This is a genomic window from Pseudomonas karstica (genome assembly GCF_009707515.1).
Lineage (GTDB): Bacteria > Pseudomonadota > Gammaproteobacteria > Pseudomonadales > Pseudomonadaceae > Aquipseudomonas > Aquipseudomonas karstica.
The window spans coordinates 13,697-31,290 of the sequence record NZ_WLYI01000036.1 but is presented as its reverse complement, the minus strand read 5'-3'; the positions used below and the strand labels follow the sequence as shown (position 1 = coordinate 31,290).

The window sequence follows — 17,594 nt, the reverse complement described above, 5'->3', positions numbered from 1 at the left end:
CTGGACTACCGCATCCGGCAGCAAAACATCAGCCCATCACTGCGCCGAATGACTTACGTAGCCGGTGTCTCGGCGTTCGGCAGCTCGGTACTGTGCTTGCGTTTGTTGCCCATGCGCACGCCGATGTCCATCAGGAATTGGAAGAAACCTTCCTGATCTTCCAGCACGTTGCTCCAGAACGGTGAGTGGTACAGCGCAACGGCGCCATGCACCAACGCCCAGGCGGCGCAGTAGTGGAAATACGGTGGCACATCTTCCAGCTTGCCTTCGCTGATGCGACCCTTGATCAACAGGGTCAGGCGCTCAAAGTTCGAGGCACGGATCTTGTGCAGCTCCTCGACCATTTCCGGCACCTGGTTGCCCTTGACCACTTTCTCTTCCAGGCGATCGAACAAGCGGTAGCGTTGTGGATCGCGCATGCGGAATTCGAAGTAAGCCCGGGACAGGGCTTCCTTGTCCTTGTCGACATCTGCCGAGTGCAGCAACTCGTTCAAATCCCGTTCATAGTCGAGCATCAGGCGCAGGTAAATCTCGGCCTTGGATTTGAAGTGCTTGTAGATGGTGCCTTTGCCGATACCCACGGCATCCGCAATCATCTCGACGGTGACGCTGTCTTCACCTTGCTCGAGGAACAACTTGAGTGCGGTGTCGAGAATTTCTTGCTCACGGCGGCGAAACTCACGGACCTTACGAGGTTCTTTATGCATAAGAAAAAGGTCTGCAGAGGTCAATATCGGGAGGGCGCGCACCCCAAGCCTCGCTTGGCGGAACGTTTTACCCAGTGCGAGGGATTATCCCGACTGAACGGTCGTTGGGCAATGTCTATGTGAACAATCGGCGCACTTAACTTACAGTCCGCCAACGAATCAGGCGGTATGAGTCAGAAACAAGACGCACCGCACTTTGTGCGCCTACCGTACCAATGAGAACTCAACAGAAGCGAGCGTATTCCAAATCTGTTTAAAAAACGATCAGATGTAGCTGGACTGAATCGGATACTGATCAATACTTGAATGGTCGGCGCAACATCTCCCCCAAGTGAAGCGTCGACATGGGTGCCGAAGGACTGTGCGCCCTTGTTTTACTCCTAATGGTCTTAACCCGGATTCGCCCCCCCAGAACCCGGGTTTTTTTTGCCCGTGTTTATCAGCGCGGGCAGTGAACGTGCGCCAACGGGAACAGGCGCTTGAAGTTCTCCGTGGTTTGTTCGGCCAAACGTTCATAGGGCTCGCCCCGCAATATCGCCAGATAATCTGCCACATCCCGCACGTACTGCGGCAAGTTCGGCTTGCCACGATGGGGGATCGGCGCCAGGTACGGCGAATCGGTTTCCACCAACAGGCGGTCCGCGGGCACCTGGCGCGCCACATCACGCAACGCGTCCGCATTACGGAAGGTCACGATACCCGACAGGGAAATGTAAAAGCCCAGGTCCAGGGCCGCCTTGGCCATGTCCCAATCCTCGGTGAAGCAATGCAACACGCCCGCTTGGGGCAGCGCGGCTTCTCGTAGCAAGGTCAAGGTGTCGGCTCGGGCGCCACGGGTGTGGACGATCACTGGCTTGCCCGTCTGCCGGGCGGCTTGCAGGTGCAAGCGGAACGATGCCTGCTGGAGTTCGGCGGCCTGCGGCTCGTAGTGATAATCCAGCCCGGTCTCGCCAATGGCGACCACGCGCGGGTGATTGAGCTCACCCAGCAGCCAATCCAGGGCGGGCGCTTCACCAGGCTTGAGGTCGAGGGGATGGATACCCACCGAGCAATCGACATCGGCATAACGCTCGGCCAGGGCCTTGACGTCGGCGGCGTTTTCGGCGCTGACGCCAATGCACAGGAAGTGCCCTACCCCACGCTGGCGGGCAGCCTCAAGGGCGGCGTCAAGGGAGCCGCCGTGTTCGGCAAGGTCGAGGCGATCAAGGTGGCAATGGGAATCTACGAGCATAAGAAGTTACAACTTGCGTCACAGGAAATGTCTGGCCAACGATACACCCGTCGACCCCAAAAACTTCAACGACGGCCGAGCAAACCGACCCATTGCACCAGCAAGGCCTCAAGCAACAGCACCCGATTGAGGTTGGCTTTGCCCAAAACCTTCTGGCGCTGGGCGAGAATCCAGTCCTGAATACCCAAGACCTTGTCTTGGGCGCTCTTCTGCGCTAGGTATTTCACGACCTTGCGCATGTCCGCCAGGCCCAGGCCGTTTTCATCCTCAGTCAGCTGGTAGCGCAGGATCAGGCCCGACCAGTCACAAAACCAGTCGAACAGCAGCAGCAACGGGATGTCTTTCCAGGCTGTTTCAGCCAGTTGCGTAGCAGATTGCTCCTGCTTGAGCAGCTTCTTCACGCCCTCCACCACCAACGCCCGCTGCTCGCGCACGCCCTGGGCCTGCAACTTGACTGCTGCCAGCGGCGAACCGGCGGCCAGGGTCAGCAATTCGACCCGCTCTTCTTCGGAGCACTCCGGCAAGGCCTGGCCCAGCCACTGCAAGCTCATGGCCTCGCTGGGCAACGGGCACGCCTGCTGTACACAACGGCTACGGACAGTCGGCAGCAAACGGCTGGACTGATGACTGACCAGCAGCAACACGGTATTGCCAGACGGCTCTTCCAGGCTCTTGAGCAACGCATTGGCGGCATTGATGTTCATCGCTTCCACCGGCTCGATCAACACCACCTTGCGCCCGCCCATCTGCGCGGTCTGAACCACGAAGCCGACCAAATCACGAACCTGGTCGACCTTGATCGCCTTGTCGGCCTCTTCCGGCTCCAGCAGATAGTTGTCCGGATGGCTACCCGCCTTGAGCAACAGGCAGGACTTACATTGCCCGCAGGCCTCGAGGCCTTCCGGCCGCTGGCACAACAAGCTGGCCATCAACCGCTCGGCCAGCGCACGCTTGCCAATACCTGCCGGCCCGTGGAGCAAATAGGCATGGGCATGCTGGGCACGCCCGGCCATTTGCTGCCAGAGACTGTCCTGCCACGGGTAGGCTTCAGCCACGATAAAGCTCCAGCAGTTTTGGCAACAGGGCATCCAATGATTGCTGAACCTGAGCCAGGGGCTGTGCTGCATCCACCAAGTAATACCGGGAGGGATCAGCGTCGGCGCGCTCGAGGTAGGCGCTGCGCACTGCATCGAAAAACACCCTGCCTTCCAGCTCGAAACGGTCCAGACGACCACGGGCGCTGGCGCGAGCCAGGCCCACCTCCACTGGCAAGTCGAACATCAGGGTCAGATGCGGACGCAGGTCGCCCTGGACGAAGGTCTCCAGGGTGGCGATGCGCTTCACGGACAAGCCACGGCCACCGCCTTGGTAGGCATAGGTCGAATCGGTAAAGCGATCACAGATCACCACGGCACCGCGTGCCAGAGCCGGACGAATCACTTCGGCCAGGTGCTGGGCACGAGCGGCGAACACCAACAGCAGTTCGGTGTCCGGATTCATCGGCTCATCACCCGGGCTCAGCAGTACGTCGCGGATCCGTTCGGCCAAAGGGGTACCGCCCGGTTCGCGGGTCAGCAGCACCTCAATGCCCTCGGCGCGCAAACGCTCTGCCAGGTATTCGCGGTTAGTGCTTTTGCCCGCGCCTTCCGGGCCTTCCAGGGTAATAAACAAGCCAGTCACAGGCAGTCCTTAGTCAGAGTCATTGCGGGCCTTGCGGCGCGGCGTCGAGGAGCGATTCGGGCTCGGGTGATGGCTCAACCGGCACCTCGGGCTCCGCATCCAGTGGCTTCGTCGCCGGCGCGGGGCTGGACCGGTAATCGGCGCGACGCTTCATCTGGAACTCACGCACCGCAGAATTATGAGCCTCCAGGTTGTCGGAGAAAATATGACTGCCGTCGCCACGGGCGACAAAATACAAGCTGCTGCCAGGTACCGGGTTCAGCGCCGCATGAATGGCCTCGCGACCGACCATGGCAATTGGTGTCGGCGGCAGGCCGGCAATCATGTAAGTGTTGTAGGGCGTGGCTTCCCTGAGGTGGGCGCGAGTCAACTTGCCGTTGTAACGCTCGCCCATGCCGTAGATTACCGTCGGGTCGGTTTGCAGCAGCATGCCAATCCGCATCCTCCGCACGAATACTCCGGCAATTTGCCCGCGCTCCTCTGGCACACCGGTCTCTTTCTCCACCAGCGAGGCCATGATCAATGCTTGATAAGGCTCGGTGTAAGGCACATCAGGCGCACGCTTGCTCCACTCCTGGGCGAGGACATCGTCCAGTCGGTTGTAGGATTTTTTCAGCAACTCAAGGTCGGTCATTCCGCGCACGAAGCGGTAGGTATCCGGGAAGAACCGCCCTTCCGGAAAAATGCCCGGGTGGCCGAGTTTGTCCATCACTTCGCTGTCACTCAAGCCTGACAGAGTTTGCTTGATCTTTTCGTGTTTGCTCAGGGCAGCACGCACCTGGCGGAAATTCCACCCCTCCACCAGCGTCAGGCTGTACTGCACCACCTCGCCGCGCTGCCACAGGCCAATCAGGCCTTGGGCAGTGAGGCCTGGGCTCATGCGGTATTCGCCACTATGCAACGGCTGGCCATCGAGGTTGAAACGCCAGTAAAGACGCAACCAGAACGCATCCCTGAGCACACCTTCATTTTCCAGGCGATTGAACGTGCCCGTGGGTGTTGCACCGGCCGGCACATCCAGCAACTGCTCCTCGCCCAGGCGCAGGGGTTGCTCCAGGGCCGAGTTCATCTTCCAGGCAGAAACGCCCAGCAGCAGGCCCGCCAGGACCAGACCGATCTCCAGCAACAATACAAATTTACGTCTCAAATCAAATATCCAATAACGCGCGAACGATGCCTTGCAGTTTACGGGTGAGCGGCCCAACCGACCAGCTCATTGCCCCACATCCACGCACCGGCCAAATGCCATAGACGCTGTTGCAAACGAAGACCTCGTCGGCCTCTTGCAGCTGTTCCAGGGTGATATCCGCCACCGTCAACGCAATGCCCAACGCCTGAGCCTGCGCCAAGAGCTCGGCCCGCATGACGCCGGCGACACCACAGCGACTCAGATCAGCGGTCAGCAACATCCCGTCACGTATCAGAAACAGGTTACTAAAAACGCCTTCGATGACCCGACCGGACATATCCAGCATCAAACCTTCGGCATGCTCGGTATCCCGCCACTCGGAACGGGCGATCACCTGCTCCAGGCGATTGAGGTGCTTGAGACCGGCGAGCAAGGGTTGCTCGGACAAACGGGTAGCACACGCAAACAGGCGGATGCCTGAAGAACCATGGGCTTGGGGGTAAGTAGCAGGCGGGCTGCCTTGTAGAATACGGCGGGCCACGGCCCCAGCATGGGTGCCATAACCGCGCAGGCTATCGCCGCGGGTAAGGATCAACTTGAGCACACCCTCGCCCAGGGCAGCGGCATAGGCCTGCAACTCACTGCGGATCAGCGTCTGATCCGCAACAATCGCCAGACGCCTGCAACCTTCGTCCAGGCGTTGCAGGTGGCGGTCGAGCAGCACGGGCTGCCCGGCCTTGACGGCAATGGTCTCAAACAAACCATCACCGTATGCCAGGCCACGATCTTTCAGGGGCACTGCGTGCGCCGGTTGACCGTCGACCCAGCTGTGCATTACTCGGCGAACCGGCGGAACACCAGGGAACCGTTGGTGCCACCAAAACCGAACGAGTTGGACAGCACCACATCGATCGGCATTCTCTGCGGCTCGTGAGGCACAAAGTTCAGGTCGCAGCCTTCATCCGGCTCATCCAGGTTGGTGGTCGGCGGCGCCACCTGATCCTTGATTGCCAGCACACTGAAGATCGCCTCGACCGCGCCCGCCGCACCCAGCAGGTGACCGGTCATGGACTTGGTAGAGCTGACCGCCAGCTTGTAGGCGTGCTCGCCGAACACCGACTTGATGGCCTCGACTTCCGCCAGGTCGCCGGTCGGGGTCGATGTGCCGTGGGCGTTGATGTACTGCACCTGATCGACGTTGATCCTGGCGTCACGCAGCGCGTTGGAGATGCAGCGCGCAGCACCTGCGCCATCGGCCGGCGGCGAGGTCATGTGGTAGGCATCACCACTCATGCCGAAGCCGATCAACTCGGCGTAGATAGTAGCGCCACGGGCCTTGGCATGTTCCAGCTCTTCAAGAACCAGGGCACCGGCACCGTCGGACAGCACAAAACCATCACGCCCCTTGTCCCATGGACGACTGGCACGGGTCGGCTCGTCGTTGCGGGTCGACAATGCACGGGACGCGCCGAAGCCACCCATGCCCAGACCACAAGCCGCCATCTCGGCACCACCGGCGATCATCACATCTGCTTCGTCATAGGCGATATTGCGCGCTGCCATGCCGATGCAGTGAGTGCCCGTGGTGCATGCCGTGGAAATGGCGTAGTTAGGCCCCTGGGCACCCAGATGGATGGACAGGAAACCGGAAATCATATTGATGATCGAACCGGGCACGAAGAACGGTGAAATTCGACGGGGGCCGGAATCGTGCAGAGTGCGACCGGTTTCTTCGATATTGGTCAAACCACCAATACCCGAACCCATGGCCACGCCGATGCGCTCACGGTTGGCGTCGGTGACTTCCAGGCCGGCATTACGCACTGCCTGAAAACCGGCCGCCAGGCCGTATTGTATGAACAGGTCGAGTTTGCGGGATTCCTTGATCGAGAGATATTCCTCGACGTTGAAGCCCTTTACCGAGCCGCCAAAACGGGTGGAGTAGGCAGAAAGGTCCGTGTGTTCGATCAGACCAATACCACTGTGGCCAGCCAAAATGCCCTGCCAACTGCTCGGTACATCCGTACCCAGTGGCGACAACATACCCATACCGGTGACTACGACGCGTCTACGCGACACAGCACTCTCCTTTATCTTGATGACGACACTTTGCTTCAGAGCTAAAGAAAAAACCGCACGCCGTTACAGCAGTGCGGTTTTTCCCTGACAGCAAGCGACGACTACAAATTATTACGCCTGGTGGCTAGTAACGTAGTCGATAGCAGCTTGAACAGTAGTGATTTTTTCAGCTTCTTCGTCCGGGATTTCGGTCTCGAATTCCTCTTCAAGAGCCATCACCAGCTCAACGGTGTCAAGGGAGTCGGCACCCAGGTCTTCAACGAAGGAAGCGGAGTTGGTCACTTCTTCTTCTTTAACGCCCAGTTGCTCGGCAACGATTTTCTTGACGCGCTCTTCGATGGTGCTCATACCTTGTTTTCACTCCTAATGGACAAATTCAGGCAGCTGGCCAGTGGGTAAGTGTATAGAAAGACTTTTCAGCTTTTCAACTGAAAGCTTCACCTCTTACCTTCTCGACCATCTGTCTATAAATAGATTGCAGCTTTATAACGGATTTTAGACAACTCGTATGACATTTTTTTGAAGCGATCCGTCACAATTTAACTCATGTACATCCCGCCGTTCACCGGGATTGTAGCCCCAGTCACGTATGCCGCACCGTCGGACGCCAGGAAAGAGACCACATTGGCGATCTCTTGAGCCTGGCCCAGACGACCCAGCGGAATCTGCGTCAGCAAGGCTTCACGCTGTGCCTCAGGCAATTCGCGGGTCATATCGGTATCGATGAACCCAGGGGCCACCGAATTGACCGTAATCGACCGCGAGCCGACTTCACGCGCCAGGGCACGACTGAAACCTTCCAGACCTGCCTTGGCCGCGGCGTAGTTTACTTGGCCTGCGTTGCCCATGGCACCCACTACGGAGCCAATATTGATAATTCGGCCCCAGCGCGCCTTGGTCATGCCACGCAAAACACCCTTGGACAGGCGAAACAGACTGTTCAAGTTGGTGTCGACCACGTCGTACCACTCGTCGTCTTTCATGCGCATCATCAGGTTATCGCGGGTGATACCAGCGTTATTCACCAGGATAGCCGGTGTACCGAACTGCGCGGTGATGCTGGCCAGTACGGCGGCCACAGACTCATCACTGGTCACGTTCAGCTCAAGGCCGGCGCCCTGAACGCCGTTTTCCTTCAAGGTCGCGGCAATACGCTCGGCGCCCGAGGCGGAGGTGGCAGTGCCGATAACCACAGCACCCTGACGCCCTAATTCCAGGGCAATCGCCTGGCCAATGCCACGGCTTGCGCCGGTTACCAGTGCAACTTTACCTTGCAGACTCATGCAGGCTTCTCCTAAGTTCAGGCCAGTGCCGCGCGAGCGGCAGCGAAGGCATCCGGGGTATTGAGGTTGGACGTCGACACGCCGTCGGCGCAGCGCTTGTTCAGGCCGGCCAGGACTTTGCCCGGACCGCACTCGACCAGTTCGGTGACGCCGTTGGCCGCCAGGGCCTGGACCGATTCAACCCAACGCACCGGTTTGTACAACTGTTCCAGCAGGTCGCGCTTGAGGGTTTCCAGGTCTGGGGCAATAGCCGCGCTGACGTTCTGCACCAGTGGAATCTGTGGTAGCTGCCAGTTGATCGCCGCAATCGACTCGGCAAAGCGCTCGGCCGCCGGACGCATCAGCTCACAGTGAGACGGCACGCTCACCGGCAGTGGCAACGCACGCTTGGCGCCACGGGCCTTACAGCCTTCGATGGCGCGCTCAACCGCCGCCTTGGCACCGGCGATCACTACCTGGCCTGGGGAGTTGAAGTTGACAGCGCTGACCACTTCGCCCTGAGCCGCTTCGGCGCAAATTGCGATCACGTCGGCATCTTGCAGGCCAAGAATGGCCGCCATGCCGCCCTGCCCGGCAGGAACAGCCTCTTGCATCAGTTGGCCACGACGCTCCACCAGCTTGACGGCTTCACCCAGGGTCAAGCTGCCCGCCGCCACCAGAGCGCTGTATTCGCCCAGGCTGTGACCGGTTACATAAGCTGGACGCACCCCGCCTTCGGCCAGCCACAGGCGCCACAGGGCGACCGAAGCGGTCAGGATGGCCGGCTGGGTCTTGTCGGTTTGATTGAGCAGTTCTTCCGGCCCTTGCTGGGTCAGTGCCCACAGGTCGTAACCCAGGGCATCGGAAGCTTCCTTGAAGGTTTCCAGGATCAGCGGATATTGTGCGCCCAACTCGGCCAACATGCCGAGGGACTGCGAACCCTGCCCTGGAAAGACGAATGCGAGGGATGTAGACATGTAACAAGCCCCTAATGATCTGGTCGTCGGAGAATTGACGCCCCACAGGTGGGAGCGCAAGAAACTGACAGATTGGATGGTCAATTGAACTGGCCGGTCACATTTAAGCATTTCCAGCCCGGTTCGCCTAAGACAACAGATCCTCAAGGCGACCGTGCAAGCGTTGTGGCAGGTTTTCCTGGATCTCGATCAAGGCGCGCTGAATGGCACTTTGAAAGCCTTGGACGCCTGCCGAACCATGGCTTTTCACCACAATGCCCTGCAAGCCGAGAAAACTCGCCCCGTTATGCCGGGCCGGCGCCAGGTCAGCCTGCAGACGCCGCATCAATGGCAGCGCCAAGGTACCCACCAGCCGTGAAGCCAGGTTCTGCCTGAACAACACCTCGATACGCGAGGCGATCATGGCGGCCAGGCCTTCGCTGGACTTGAGCAGGATATTGCCGACAAAACCATCGCATACCACTACATCCGCTTCACCCCGGTACAAGCCATCCCCTTCGATAAAGCCGATGTAGTTCAAGCCCCGAGCGCCTTGCAACAAACTGGCGGCCAGTTTGACCTGCTGATTACCCTTGATGTCTTCAGTACCGATATTAAGCAACGCCACCCTGGGCCGGGCCACCCCCAACGCCTGCGCAGCCACCGAGCCCATCACCGCGAACTGGAGCAGGTGCTCGGCGCTGCAATCGACATTCGCCCCCAGGTCCAGCAACTGGCAATAGCCCTTCTGGGTCGGAATGGCCGCCACCATCGCTGGCCGATCAATCCCTGGCAGGGTTTTCAGCACATACCGGGACAGCGCCATCAAGGCGCCCGTATTGCCGGCGCTGACACAGGCCTGGACCTTGCCATCACGCAACAACTCGAGAGCCACACGCATCGAGGAGTCCGGCTTGCCACGCAGCGCCTGAGCGGGCTTTTCATCCATGCCAATGGTTTCGCTGGCAGCCATAATCGTCAGGCGCGCGCGATCCACAGCCGGATGACTGGCAATCAGTTCTTCAAGTAAGGAAGGTTGACCGACAAGGGTCAGGTGCAGCGAAGGTGTGGCAGACAGGCAAGCAACACTGGCCTGAACAATGCTGCGGGGACCAAAGTCCCCGCCCATTGCGTCAATCGCGATGACTTGAGCAGACAAGTGATTACTCGTCAGCGCCCTTGTCGATCACTTTACGGCCACGGTATACGCCTTCTGGCGATACGTGGTGACGCAGGTGAACTTCACCGGTGGTCTTTTCTACGGACAGGGTGCTAGCCTCGAGAGCATCGTGGGAACGACGCATGTCACGGGCAGAGCGGGATTTTTTGTTCTGCTGAACAGCCATAATTGATTAACTCCTAAACGTTTGGGTCACGCTTTAACTGCGCCAATACACTGAACGGGTTGGACCGCGTTACCTCGTCCTCGCTCGGCTCGGCCTCGTCATCGAGACCCTCCGGCTGCTGGCATTCTTCCGGATGATGAGCAGGCACAATGGGCAAGGCGAGCAAAAGCTCCTCCTCGATCAGTGCATGCAGATCCAAAGGATCTTCGCCCAGTTCCAGCACGTCATAACCTTTCGGCAACGACTGGGTATTCGCACCCTCTTTCACCACAGCATAACTGCATTCGCTGTGGATCGGCAGGGTGACCAGCTCAAGACAACGCTGGCAAACCATTTTGACCTCAGTGTCGATAAAGCTGTGGATTACCACAGATTTACGTTCATCTCGTTCAAAAACGAATTTAGCCTGCACCGTACCGACAGTGTCGGAAAGCGGGTCGCAGAGTCTCTCCAAATCGGCCAGCAGCACCTCACCTTGAAGGGTGGTGCCACGATCAGCCAATTTGCGCGGGTCAACGTGAGGTGGAATCGGGTCATTCAACATAGGCGCAGCATTATAGGGATGCCCCCAGCCATGTCAAAGGAAATTCAGCCCTGTGCGTCACCCGGTCACCCCGCTAGAATCCGCGACAGCCTCAAGGAGACCCACATGCTGCCTTTATTACTTGCTTCAAGCTCCGTTTACCGCCGGGAGTTGCTGAACCGACTGCACCTGCCGTTCATCTGCAGTTCGCCGGATATCGACGAAAGCCAACGCCCGGGCGAGCCCGCCGTAGCGCTGGTCAAGCGCCTGGCCGAGGAAAAGGCCCGCGCCCTTGCCAACAGCCACCCAGGACATCTGATTATCGGCTCGGACCAAGTGGCGGCGCTCGACGGGCAGATCATCGGCAAGCCCCACAGCTTCGAGAAGGCACGCGAGCAACTGCTGGCAGCCAGCGGCAAGCGCATCAGCTTCCTTACCGGCCTGGCACTGCTGAACAGCGAAACCGGGCACTGCCAAGTAGACTGCATTCCGTTTACCGTGCAAATGCGGGTTTTGGATGCCGAGCGTATCGAACGCTACCTGCACATTGAACAGCCCTACGACTGCGCTGGCAGCTTCAAGGCCGAAGGCCTGGGAGTAAGCCTGTTTGAAAGCACAGAGGGACCAGATGCCACCAGCCTGGTGGGATTGCCACTGATTCGACTGGTAGATATGTTGCTGACCGAAGGGGCACAGATCCCCTGAGAACACCAAATGCAGGCTTGCCCGCAATGGGCACAGGCATCGACACAATGCCTGAAGGCCAGGCTTTCTGTAGCTGCTGTCGAGGCACGAGGCTGCGATAAGGGCCGCAGGACCTTCAGCAATTTCAAACCCCAAACGACTGCTACGCAGCCGATCGCAGGCTGCGCCAGCGGCTACAGGTGATCGGTGATCGGTGATCGGTGATCGGCTTTTGTAGCCGCTGTCGAGGCACGAGGCTGCGATAAGGGCCGCAGGACCTTCAGCAATTTCAAACCCCAAACGACTGCTACGCAGCCGATCGCAGGCTGCGCCAGCGGCTACAGTTTTTCGGCAAGTTCAAGAATTGCGTAGAGACCTATGCCGCGCGAGGCCATCAGCCTCACCAGCGATCAAAGCAACGGAGCCACCACCGGCTCTTTGCGCGGCCAGGCATCCAGCACCGCCTTGAACAGCGTCGCCAAGGGAATCGCGAAAAACACTCCCCAGAAGCCCCACAACCCGCCAAACAGCAACACTGCACAGATGATCGCCACCGGATGCAGGTTCACCGCCTCGGAGAACAGCAACGGTACCAGCACGTTGCCATCCAGGACCTGGATGATCCCGTATACCGCCATCAGGTAGATGAACTGGTCGCTCCAGCCCCACTGGAACAGCGCAATCAACAACACCGGCACCGTCACCACGACGGCCCCGACATAAGGCACCACCACTGATATGCCTACCAGCAGCGCCAGCAGCGCCGCGTAATTGAGCCCCAACGCGACAAAGCCGATATAGGTCACACCACCGCAAATAAAAATCTCAATGACCTTGCCGCGAATGTAGTTGGCGATCTGTCGGTTCATTTCCTCGGCTACGCGGGTAATCAGTGCCCGCTCCCGTGGCAAGTAGCCGCGCACCCAACGACCGATCATCTCCCGGTCCTTGAGGAAGAAAAACACCAGGATCGGTACCAACACCAGATAGATCATGATGTTGACCAGCAACGGCAGGCTAGACAGGGAAAACGTCAGAGCCCACTGCCCGAACTTTCCGATCTCGCCCCGGGCGACATCAATAGCCTGTAACACTTGCTCATCGGACACCAAGTGCGGATAGCGTTCAGGCAATAGCAACAACAGCGACTGCCACTTGGCGAGCATGCCCGGCAGTTCGTTGAATAGCGTGATCAACTGATGCCACAGCAGCGGCACGACCACCACGATAAACACCAGCAGCACACCCATGAACAAGGCAAATACCAGCCCCACCGCAACCCCGCCCGGCAAGCGCAAACGCTCCAGGACAGTGACCAGGCCTTGCATCAGGTAAGCCAGGACCATCCCTGCCAAAACCGGCGCCAGCATGCCGCCCAAAGTCAATACGCCAGTGAAGGCCAGAAACAGCAAAACAGCCAGCACCACGGCTTCCTCGTCAGAGAAGTAGCGCTGAATCCAGTCACGTAACACTTTGAACATCAATCAACCTCTGGCAAAGGGGCAAGCACTTTCAAACGGTTTCAGGCCTTGCGTAACCAGTAACGATAGACTCCGGCCTCGTCTTCTTCACGCAACAGCGTATGGCCTGCAAGCTTGGCGAAGGTGCGGAAATCCCGCTGGGAACCTGCGTCCGTCGCAATCACCTTGAGCACCGCGCCGCTGGCCAGTCGATTAAGTTCCAGCTTGGCCTTGAGCAAGGGTAGCGGGCAGTTGAGGCCGCTAGCATCGAGTTCGGCATCAAAGGCTACAGCGTCGGTCATGGTTTTACTCCGGGAAGGCATTGGGGGGCGCGCTTAGAATATCTGGTCCGAAGCTCAGTGTCCGGCTACAGTAAGCTCTTTGTCGAAAGGCTTTGTGCATGACTTTTTTGCGCCCTACCCTGCTGACGCTGGCTTGCCTGCTTGCCTCTCCAGGCTTCGCTGACGACCTGCCGTCACTTGGCGACGCCAGTTCTGCCATTGTCTCACCACAACAGGAATACCAACTGGGCCGGGCATGGCTCGCCTACCTGCGTGGGCAGGTGTCACAGCTCAATGACCCGCAGTTAAAGAACTACGTCGAAACCAGCGTTTACAAACTGGTCGAGACCAGCCAAGTCAACGACCGGCGCCTGGAGTTCATTCTGATCAACAGCCCGCAGTTGAACGCCTTTGCCGCGCCCGGCGGCATCATCGGGGTCAACGGCGGCCTGTTCCTCAATGCCCAGACCGAAGGCGAATACGCGTCGGTACTGGCCCACGAATTGGCTCACTTGTCCCAACGCCACTTCGCTCGGGGTGTGGAAGCACAGCAACGCATGCAGCTCCCGATGATGGCCGCCCTGCTCGGCGGGATCATTGCAGCAGCAGCCGGTGCTGGCGATGCGGGTATCGCTGCGATTGCCGGCAGCCAGGCGGCAGCGATCCAGGAACAACGCCGATTTTCCCGGCAAAACGAACAAGAAGCGGATCGCATCGGCATTCTCAACCTGGAGAAAGCCGGTTACGACCCGCGCTCCATGCCGACCATGTTTGAACGCCTGATGCGCCAGTACCGCTTCGACGCCAAGCCACCGGAATTTTTGCTGACTCACCCGGTGACCGAATCGCGGATCGCTGACACCCGCAACCGTGCCGAACAGTCCAAGGCTGGCGGCAAGGAAGATAGCCTGAACTATCAACTGATTCGCGCCCGGGTCCAGTTGTATTACGAAGACACCCCAGGGCTTGCGGCCAAGCGCTTTCGTGCGCAATTGGATGAAAACCCAAAAAATGACGTCGCACGTTATGGCCTGGCCATCGCCCAGATCAAAGGCACCCAACTCAATGAGGCTCGAGAGAGCCTCAAGCCGCTGCTGGCCAAGTCTCCCAACGACATTACTTACAACCTGGCGCAGATCGAGCTGGATATCACCAACAATCGCTTGCCGGACGCCCAACAGCGCACAGATCGGATGCTGACTCAATATCCCGGCAATTATCCGTTGAACCAGGTACGCGTGGACTTGCTGATCAAACAGAATCGCCTGGCTGATGCGGAAAAAGCCCTGGAAGGTTTGCTCAAGTCTCGCCCGGATGACCCGGACGTCTGGTATCAAGTGGCCGAGACCCGCGGTTTGTCGGGCAATATCATCGGCCTGCATCAGGCTCGCGCCGAATACTTCGCGTTGGTGGGTGACTTCCAGCAGGCTATTCAGCAGTTGGACTTTGCCAAGCGTCGCGCCGGCAGCAATTTCCCATTGTCGGCGCGGATCGATGCCCGTCAGCGCGAACTGATCGAGCAGGAACGCCTGATCAAGGGAATGATGAGCTAAAGTGCTCGCGCATAAAAAAGCCCTGCTCCAGAGCAGGGCTTTTTTATTGGACAACGACCAGTGGCTTACTCAGCCAGTTTGAAGGTAATGAAGCTGGCACGACCCTCACGCAGAACACGCATCGATACCGAACGATTCTTTGGCAACGCCTTGGCGATGTCGGTGAATTGCTTGGTGGAGTTGATGGCCTGGTTGTTCAGATGAGTGATGACATCACCCGGCTGCAGACCGATCAAAGCCGCAGGACCGTCCTGCACTTCCTTGATCACCACGCCGCTCTGGAGGTCGAAGCTCTTCTTCTGCTCATCGGTCAGTTCGACTACGGCAATGCCCAAGCGATTGCTGCTGCGCTCGGCGCCGGGCTTGCTGTTGCCCAGGGCGTCAAGCGCCGCGCCCTCTTCCGGAATCGCACCGACGGTCAGTTCAACGTTCTGGCGCTTGCCCTCGCGAATCACTTCCATCTTGGCCTTGCTGCCAGCCTTGAGCGCCCCCACCAGATGCGGCAAGTCCGCAGACATGACAATCGGCTGACCATTCATGCTCAGGATCACATCACCTACCTGCAGGCCACCCTTGGCAGCCGGGCCATCGTCCTGGATCTGCGCAACCAGGGCGCCGGCCGGTTTGTCCAGGCCGAAGGACTCAGCCAAGTCCTTGTTCACTTCCTGGATCACCACACCCAGCCAGCCACGGCTGACCTTGCCACCGCTTTTCAACTGATTGGAAACGTCCATGGCTACATCGATCGGGATCGCGAAGGACACACCCATGAAACCACCAGAACGGGTATAGATCTGCGAGTTGATACCCACCACTTCGCCCGCCAGGTTGAACAGCGGACCACCGGAGTTGCCCGGGTTGATCGGCACGTCGGTCTGGATGAACGGTACGTAGTTTTCGTTCGGCAGGCTACGGCCGATGGCACTCACGATACCTTGGGTCACAGTGTGGTCAAAACCAAACGGCGAGCCGATAGCGACCACCCACTGCCCGGCTTTCAAGTCCTGGGATTTCCCCAGCTTCAGCACTGGCAGGTCCTTGCCTTCGATCTTCAGCAAAGCCACATCGGAGCGCGGATCAGTGCCAACCAGCTTGGCCTTGAGTTCGCTACGGTCAGACAGACGCACGAGAATCTCGTCGGCATCGGCGATAACGTGGTTATTGGTAAGAATGTAGCCGTCCGGCGAAATGATAAAACCCGACCCCAGGGATTGGGCTTCACGCTGGCCGCCACCGGGCGAGCGCGGCTGTGGCATGCCACGTTCGAAAAACTCCCGCAACATTGGTGGCAGACCTTCAAGGTCAGGCATCTGCTGATTGGAGACTTTGCGATCCGGCAGCTTTTGAGTGGTACTGATGTTCACCACAGCAGGCGATGCCTGCTCCACCAGTTGGGTGAAGTCAGGCAGCTCGGCCGCTTGCGCGGCAACGGCCTGACCCAGCACCAGCACCGTGGCGACTATGGATAGGTAAGACTTCAAGCGTGGTATCGACATACAGCTCCCGTTACGACGAGCAGGGTTGAGCGACAGGGTTCAATAAACGCCGGAACCTGTTTCCGACATTTTTGTTCCACGAACAAAACAAGGCCAGAGCCGAGAAACTCTGACCTATAAAAAACATGGGAACATTTTGCAAGTGAAAATACTGTCCAGACATTTCATATTCTCAGCTGGGACACAGGCACCGACTTCCTCCTGCGCAACGGTGAAATGTCAGGATGAACATAGGATTAACGGCTCACGACTTGGCGGGCGCCGCACCTTGGCGTACAGACAGAGCAATCCGTTCAGCAGTACCGATCGGAATTTCACCGACCACCGTCACCATCACCTCACCCTCCGAAGCAACCAGTCGTCGTGACACAGCCACCGTCGGCCCCAGTTGAGTCCGACTCTCAGTCGCCACCGCCCCGTTGAGCGGCTCGAAAAATACCGAGAAGCGCGCCAACCCGTCTGCATACATCAGGCTGTTGACGACAACGTTGGTTTGGGAGTCCTTGCGGGCGTGGCTATTAGTCAGTTTGAAGCCCGGAGGCAACCAATCCAGGCGCCAAGCTTGAGGTGTATCAACCTGCTGCTCTTTATCGCTGGAGGCTGCCACCGGCAGGCACTCGCTGCTGGGCTGCAGCCCGGGATCGTCAGGTACAACGGAGGTATTCAACCGAGTGAACTGGAAACGCTCCAGTAGCTGCCCCCGCTCATTGAGCAACAAGGACTTGAGGGGCAGTGCGGTTTTACGGTCCAGATGCAACTCAAAGCCATAGCGGTATTGGTCACGAGGCGCCAGGGCCACGATGACGGCATTACGGCCAGCAACACGCGACTTGCCAATGACGGCAAGGTCGTAGAAAGCTTTGAGTGTTTGTGGGTCAAGGGCGTGGGCGTGGGAGTCAGGTGAATCGCCAGATCCGGCAATCAAGGTACCACTGACACATTGGGTACGGCCATTGACACGCACGACTTCCTGGGCGGAGCCATCGAGCCGCAACAACCGTTCACGAACCTGACCATCCTGGACGCGATGCCAGATGTCATGGGTAGAAAAACTGCCGTTACGCTCGTAGATAAAGGTGCCCTGGAAACTTTGCTGCTGCTCGGCAAGCCCAAGACGAGTCAGCCAGTCCTGGGCTTCGTCAGCATGGGCAGGTACTGCAAACCAGCCACTGAGCAAAAGCGCAAGGAGCGGTATGGCGCGCATAAG

At 58.7% G+C, this 17,594-nt stretch carries 19 protein-coding genes; 2 read left to right on the top strand and 17 right to left on the bottom strand.

The window, feature by feature from the left end:
* Nucleotides 1–53: 53 nt before the first annotated feature.
* From GIR22_RS22155 to GIR22_RS22095, 13 genes are all read right to left on the bottom strand, one after another.
* On the bottom strand, nucleotides 54–707 hold the full coding sequence (locus GIR22_RS22155; protein ID WP_154745406.1) for a TetR/AcrR family transcriptional regulator: 654 nt from the start codon (nucleotides 705–707) through the stop codon (nucleotides 54–56).
* A 439-nt stretch (nucleotides 708–1,146) separates the two neighbouring features.
* The gene (locus GIR22_RS22150; RefSeq protein ID WP_154745405.1) at nucleotides 1,147–1,938 is read right to left on the bottom strand and encodes a TatD family hydrolase; all 792 of its coding nucleotides are present in this window, start codon (nucleotides 1,936–1,938) and stop codon (nucleotides 1,147–1,149) included.
* Between the two features lie 65 nt (nucleotides 1,939–2,003).
* Nucleotides 2,004–2,993 carry a DNA polymerase III subunit delta' gene (locus GIR22_RS22145; protein WP_178122417.1) on the bottom strand — a complete coding sequence of 330 codons (990 nt, stop codon included), beginning with the start codon at nucleotides 2,991–2,993 and terminating at the stop codon, nucleotides 2,004–2,006.
* Complete coding sequence (tmk, locus tag GIR22_RS22140) at nucleotides 2,986–3,618, bottom strand: dTMP kinase (RefSeq protein ID WP_178122416.1); 633 nt, start codon at nucleotides 3,616–3,618, stop codon at nucleotides 2,986–2,988. Before tmk ends, GIR22_RS22145 begins: the two co-directional genes overlap by 8 nt.
* A 19-nt stretch (nucleotides 3,619–3,637) precedes the next feature.
* The gene (gene mltG, locus GIR22_RS22135; RefSeq protein ID WP_154745402.1) at nucleotides 3,638–4,765 is read right to left on the bottom strand and encodes an endolytic transglycosylase MltG; all 1,128 of its coding nucleotides are present in this window, start codon (nucleotides 4,763–4,765) and stop codon (nucleotides 3,638–3,640) included.
* 1 nt (nucleotide 4,766) lies between these two features.
* Nucleotides 4,767–5,582 (bottom strand): aminodeoxychorismate lyase, encoded by an 816-nt coding sequence (gene pabC / locus GIR22_RS22130; RefSeq protein ID WP_154745401.1) that lies wholly within the window; start codon nucleotides 5,580–5,582, stop codon nucleotides 4,767–4,769.
* A complete protein-coding gene (gene fabF, locus GIR22_RS22125) occupies nucleotides 5,582–6,826 on the bottom strand; it encodes a beta-ketoacyl-ACP synthase II (RefSeq protein ID WP_178122415.1) in 1,245 nt (414 codons plus the stop codon). Before fabF ends, pabC begins: the two co-directional genes overlap by 1 nt.
* A gap of 111 nt (nucleotides 6,827–6,937) precedes the next feature.
* Nucleotides 6,938–7,174, bottom strand: coding sequence for an acyl carrier protein (gene acpP, locus GIR22_RS22120; RefSeq protein ID WP_004371293.1), 237 nt, complete (start codon nucleotides 7,172–7,174; stop codon nucleotides 6,938–6,940).
* A 191-nt stretch (nucleotides 7,175–7,365) separates the two neighbouring features.
* Nucleotides 7,366–8,109 (bottom strand): 3-oxoacyl-ACP reductase FabG, encoded by a 744-nt coding sequence (fabG, locus tag GIR22_RS22115; RefSeq protein ID WP_154745399.1) that lies wholly within the window; start codon nucleotides 8,107–8,109, stop codon nucleotides 7,366–7,368.
* A gap of 17 nt (nucleotides 8,110–8,126) precedes the next feature.
* Nucleotides 8,127–9,065: an ACP S-malonyltransferase gene (gene fabD, locus GIR22_RS22110; protein WP_154745398.1), complete on the bottom strand. Its 939-nt coding sequence runs from the start codon at nucleotides 9,063–9,065 to the stop codon at nucleotides 8,127–8,129.
* Nucleotides 9,066–9,192: 127 nt separating this feature from the next.
* Nucleotides 9,193–10,203 (bottom strand): phosphate acyltransferase PlsX, encoded by a 1,011-nt coding sequence (gene plsX / locus GIR22_RS22105; protein ID WP_154745397.1) that lies wholly within the window; start codon nucleotides 10,201–10,203, stop codon nucleotides 9,193–9,195.
* A gap of 4 nt (nucleotides 10,204–10,207) precedes the next feature.
* Nucleotides 10,208–10,390 carry a 50S ribosomal protein L32 gene (gene rpmF / locus GIR22_RS22100; protein ID WP_003179396.1) on the bottom strand — a complete coding sequence of 61 codons (183 nt, stop codon included), beginning with the start codon at nucleotides 10,388–10,390 and terminating at the stop codon, nucleotides 10,208–10,210.
* Nucleotides 10,391–10,403: 13 nt separating this feature from the next.
* Complete coding sequence (locus GIR22_RS22095; protein ID WP_005790551.1) at nucleotides 10,404–10,934, bottom strand: YceD family protein; 531 nt, start codon at nucleotides 10,932–10,934, stop codon at nucleotides 10,404–10,406.
* A 105-nt stretch (nucleotides 10,935–11,039) separates the two neighbouring features.
* Between GIR22_RS22095 and GIR22_RS22090 the strand changes: the two genes are divergently transcribed.
* Complete coding sequence (locus tag GIR22_RS22090; RefSeq protein ID WP_154745396.1) at nucleotides 11,040–11,618, top strand: Maf family protein; 579 nt, start codon at nucleotides 11,040–11,042, stop codon at nucleotides 11,616–11,618.
* Between the two features lie 389 nt (nucleotides 11,619–12,007).
* Here the strand turns inward: GIR22_RS22090 and GIR22_RS22085 are convergent, their stop codons facing one another.
* Both GIR22_RS22085 and GIR22_RS22080 read right to left on the bottom strand, forming a co-directional pair.
* Nucleotides 12,008–13,078 carry an AI-2E family transporter gene (locus tag GIR22_RS22085; RefSeq protein WP_154745395.1) on the bottom strand — a complete coding sequence of 357 codons (1,071 nt, stop codon included), beginning with the start codon at nucleotides 13,076–13,078 and terminating at the stop codon, nucleotides 12,008–12,010.
* A gap of 41 nt (nucleotides 13,079–13,119) precedes the next feature.
* On the bottom strand, nucleotides 13,120–13,359 hold the full coding sequence (locus GIR22_RS22080; RefSeq protein ID WP_154745394.1) for a sulfurtransferase TusA family protein: 240 nt from the start codon (nucleotides 13,357–13,359) through the stop codon (nucleotides 13,120–13,122).
* A 98-nt stretch (nucleotides 13,360–13,457) separates the two neighbouring features.
* On the opposite strand from GIR22_RS22080, the gene GIR22_RS22075 reads away from it, so the two are divergent.
* Entirely contained in the window at nucleotides 13,458–14,891 is a 1,434-nt protein-coding gene (locus tag GIR22_RS22075; RefSeq protein ID WP_154745393.1) for a M48 family metalloprotease, read from the top strand.
* 65 nt (nucleotides 14,892–14,956) lie between these two features.
* Here the strand turns inward: GIR22_RS22075 and GIR22_RS22070 are convergent, their stop codons facing one another.
* Both GIR22_RS22070 and GIR22_RS22065 read right to left on the bottom strand, forming a co-directional pair.
* Nucleotides 14,957–16,387 carry a DegQ family serine endoprotease gene (locus GIR22_RS22070; protein ID WP_154745392.1) on the bottom strand — a complete coding sequence of 477 codons (1,431 nt, stop codon included), beginning with the start codon at nucleotides 16,385–16,387 and terminating at the stop codon, nucleotides 14,957–14,959.
* Nucleotides 16,388–16,631: 244 nt separating this feature from the next.
* The gene (locus tag GIR22_RS22065; RefSeq protein ID WP_154745391.1) at nucleotides 16,632–17,591 is read right to left on the bottom strand and encodes a MucB/RseB C-terminal domain-containing protein; all 960 of its coding nucleotides are present in this window, start codon (nucleotides 17,589–17,591) and stop codon (nucleotides 16,632–16,634) included.
* Nucleotides 17,592–17,594: the final 3 nt, after the last annotated feature.

Coding starts and splice junctions, on each gene's coding strand:
- GIR22_RS22085 (WP_154745395.1), bottom strand. CDS start 13,078: ATGTTCAAAGTGTTACGTGACTGGATTCAGCGCTACTTCTCTGACGAG.
- GIR22_RS22150 (WP_154745405.1), bottom strand. CDS start 1,938: ATGCTCGTAGATTCCCATTGCCACCTTGATCGCCTCGACCTTGCCGAA.
- GIR22_RS22095 (WP_005790551.1), bottom strand. CDS start 10,934: ATGTTGAATGACCCGATTCCACCTCACGTTGACCCGCGCAAATTGGCT.
- GIR22_RS22065 (WP_154745391.1), bottom strand. CDS start 17,591: ATGCGCGCCATACCGCTCCTTGCGCTTTTGCTCAGTGGCTGGTTTGCA.
- GIR22_RS22155 (WP_154745406.1), bottom strand. CDS start 707: ATGCATAAAGAACCTCGTAAGGTCCGTGAGTTTCGCCGCCGTGAGCAA.
- pabC (WP_154745401.1), bottom strand. CDS start 5,582: ATGCACAGCTGGGTCGACGGTCAACCGGCGCACGCAGTGCCCCTGAAA.
- GIR22_RS22080 (WP_154745394.1), bottom strand. CDS start 13,359: ATGACCGACGCTGTAGCCTTTGATGCCGAACTCGATGCTAGCGGCCTC.
- fabD (WP_154745398.1), bottom strand. CDS start 9,065: ATGTCTACATCCCTCGCATTCGTCTTTCCAGGGCAGGGTTCGCAGTCC.
- GIR22_RS22070 (WP_154745392.1), bottom strand. CDS start 16,387: ATGTCGATACCACGCTTGAAGTCTTACCTATCCATAGTCGCCACGGTG.
- acpP (WP_004371293.1), bottom strand. CDS start 7,174: ATGAGCACCATCGAAGAGCGCGTCAAGAAAATCGTTGCCGAGCAACTG.
- GIR22_RS22090 (WP_154745396.1), top strand. CDS start 11,040: ATGCTGCCTTTATTACTTGCTTCAAGCTCCGTTTACCGCCGGGAGTTG.
- fabG (WP_154745399.1), bottom strand. CDS start 8,109: ATGAGTCTGCAAGGTAAAGTTGCACTGGTAACCGGCGCAAGCCGTGGC.
- rpmF (WP_003179396.1), bottom strand. CDS start 10,390: ATGGCTGTTCAGCAGAACAAAAAATCCCGCTCTGCCCGTGACATGCGT.
- GIR22_RS22075 (WP_154745393.1), top strand. CDS start 13,458: ATGACTTTTTTGCGCCCTACCCTGCTGACGCTGGCTTGCCTGCTTGCC.